This window comes from Streptomyces sparsus (assembly GCF_054776295.1).
On record NZ_BAAHCA010000876.1, the window covers coordinates 1 to 2040 of the forward strand.

Annotated in this window: 3 protein-coding genes; all 3 read left to right on the forward strand. The window is 73.3% G+C overall.

Annotated features, from left to right (window positions below; all coding sequences use genetic code 11):
- Window positions 1–506, forward strand: a 506-nt coding sequence (locus ACYVE9_RS24395) for an acyl-CoA carboxylase biotin carboxyl carrier protein subunit (RefSeq protein WP_461030056.1), incomplete at its 5' end; no start/stop codon positions are given.
- Window positions 503–1672, forward strand: a complete 1170-nt coding sequence (locus ACYVE9_RS24400; RefSeq protein ID WP_461030057.1) for an acyl-CoA dehydrogenase family protein — start codon at window positions 503–505, stop codon at window positions 1670–1672. The genes ACYVE9_RS24395 and ACYVE9_RS24400, both read left to right, overlap by 4 nt.
- Before the next feature lie 55 nt (window positions 1673–1727).
- Window positions 1728–2040: enoyl-CoA hydratase-related protein (locus ACYVE9_RS24405; protein ID WP_461030058.1), on the forward strand; the 313-nt coding region annotated here is incomplete at its 3' end.

Genomic DNA, 2040 nt, shown 5'->3' on the forward strand with positions numbered 1-2040 from the left:
CCCAGCCCCAGCTGCGGGTCTACCGCGCCGAGCCGGACGGCACCGAGCATGAGGTCCGTTACCGCCTCGACCGGGACGGCCCCCGCGCCGAGGACCATCCGCAGGTGCGGGCGGCGGCCGTCAGCCGAGAGCGCGTCGTCCTGGAGAGCGGCGGTCTGCGCCGCACCTACCGCGTCGCCCGGTACGGCAGCCGCGTCCACGTCGACTCCGCGGCGGGCAACTGGACGTTCACCGCCCGCCCCCGCTTCCCCGTCCCGCGGGCGAGCACCGAACCCGGCTCGCTGCTCGCCCCGATGCCCGGCACCGTCTCCCGCGTCGCCGAGGGCCTCGCCGTCGGTGACCCGGTGGCGGCCGGCCAGGCACTGCTCTGGCTGGAGGCGATGAAGATGGAGCACCGCGTCACCGCTCCCGCCGCCGGCACGCTCACCGCACTGCACGCCGAACCCGGCCGCCAGGTCGAGGTCGGTGCCCTGCTCGCCGTCGTCACCGAGGAGCCCGCGTCATGACGTCAGCACTGCTGGAGACCGAGGAACAGCGGGCCCTGCGGGCCGCCGTCGCCGCGCTCGGCGCCCGCTACGGGCGGGAGTACTTCACCGCCGTCACCCGCGACGGCAGGCACACCGACGAACTCTGGGCGGAAGCAGGTGCGTTGGGATATCTCGGGGTCAACCTGCCGGAGAGCCACGGCGGTGGCGGCGGCGGCATGCGCGAACTGGCGATCGTGCTGGAGGAACTCGGCGCGCAGGGCTGCCCGCTGCTGATGCTCGTCGTCTCGCCGGCCATCTGCGGATCGGTCATCGCGCGCTTCGGCACCGAGGAGCAGAAGGCCCGCTGGCTGCCCGGCCTGGCCGACGGCAGCCGCAAGATGGCCTTCGGCATCACCGAACCCGAAGCCGGCTCCAACTCCCACCGCATCACCACGACCGCCCGCCGCGACCGGGCCACCGGCGACTGGCTGCTCACCGGACGCAAGATCTACATCTCCGGTGTGGACATCGCCGACGCCACCCTCGTCGTGGGCCGCACCGAGGACGCCCGCACCGGACGGCTCAAGCCGTGCCTGTTCGTCGTCCCGCGGGACACGCCCGGCTTCGAGCGCCACCACATCCCGATGGAACTCGCCGCTCCGGAGAAGCAGTTCGAACTCGTCATGGACGACGTGCGGCTGCCCCCCGACGCCCTCGTCGGCGACGAGGACGCAGGACTGCTGCAACTGTTCGCCGGCCTCAACCCGGAACGCATCATGACGGCCGCGTTCGCCCTGGGAATGGGCCGCTACGCGCTGGGCCGCGCGGTCGAGTACGCCCGCACCCGCACCGTCTGGCACGCGCCGATCGGCGCCCACCAGGCCGTCGCGCACCCCCTCGCCCAGGCGCACGTCGACCTGGAACTGGCCGCGCTCATGACCGCCAAGGCCGCCCACCTCTACGACACCGGCGACGACGCGGGGGCCGGGGAAGCCGCCAACATGGCGAAGTACGCCGCGGCCGAGGCCAACATCCGGGCCGTCGACCAGGCCGTGCACACCCTGGGCGGCAACGGCCTCACCACCGAGTACGGTCTGGCGTCCCTGATCAACGCCGCCCGGGTGGCGCGGATAGCCCCCGTGAGCCGGGAGATGATCCTCAACTACATTTCCCATCAGTCCCTCGGACTGCCCAAGTCCTACTGAAGGCGCCGGGGGCGACGGCCGACCCGTCCGCACACCCGCCAGCGAGGAGATCCGCATGACCGACCCGACCCCCGACACCCCGGGTGAGCTGGTCCACCGGAGCGACGACCGAGGCATCGCCGTCCTCACGCTGGACTCCCCGCACAACCGCAACGCGCTGTCCGTGCGGCTCGTCAGCGAACTGCGCACCCACCTCACCGCCGCCGGCAACGACGACTCCGTGCGGGCGGTGCTGCTCACCCACACCGGTGGCACCTTCTGCGCCGGCGCCGACCTCCGGGACGGCAGCGGCTCCCCGGCCGACGTGGTGGAGCTGCTGCGGGCCGTCGTCGAGCTGCCCCGGCCGGTGCTGGCCGCCGTCGACGGCC

What these genes read in the sequence shown, in the direction of transcription:
- ACYVE9_RS24400 (WP_461030057.1), top strand. Translation starts at nt 503, where the DNA reads ATGACGTCAGCACTGCTGGAGACCGAGGAACAGCGGGCCCTGCGGGCC.